1 pseudogene is annotated in these 414 nt (G+C 55.3%); it reads right to left on the bottom strand.

Annotation, left to right across the window (positions count from 1 at the left end):
- Positions 1-49: 49 nt before the first annotated feature.
- Positions 50-414 (bottom strand): annotated as a pseudogene (locus BP737_RS02540) (hypothetical protein); the annotation flags it as partial.

Below are 414 nucleotides of genomic sequence, written 5' to 3'. Positions count from 1 at the left end.
ACTCCGAATACCAGGAACACTAGCGCAAGGGAGAGGATGAAGATCCGTTTCATCTTTGCATCTCCACGTTTTCATACCAGTCTCTCCCATAGGAGGGGTAGAGGTAGAAGATCGTCGTTTCGTTGTAGACCATCACCACCCGCTCGTTGTGGTGGTGATCGAAGACATAGCACAGGTGCGTGCTCAGGTTCTGGTGATAGTCCTCAGGATTGGGGTCCGCATGCAATCCTCCGTCCCAGAACGGGACGTTGCAACGTCCCCAGCCGGCCCGCCTCTCCTGTTCGTCCACTTCGATGAAGAACGACGGCGACTCTTCACCGCTCCGGAACTCCACGTCGACATAGGTCCTGTTCAAGTCGACCCCAGCATAACCTGTCTTGATCGAAGTCCTGACCGAGGTGATGTTCCAGCCGT

Source organism: Methanoculleus sp. UBA291, assembly GCF_002499755.1.
Taxonomy (GTDB): Archaea; Halobacteriota; Methanomicrobia; order Methanomicrobiales; family Methanoculleaceae; genus Methanoculleus; species Methanoculleus palmolei.
The sequence above is the reverse complement of the archived record's forward strand: the minus strand, read 5'-3'. Positions and strand labels throughout refer to the sequence as shown.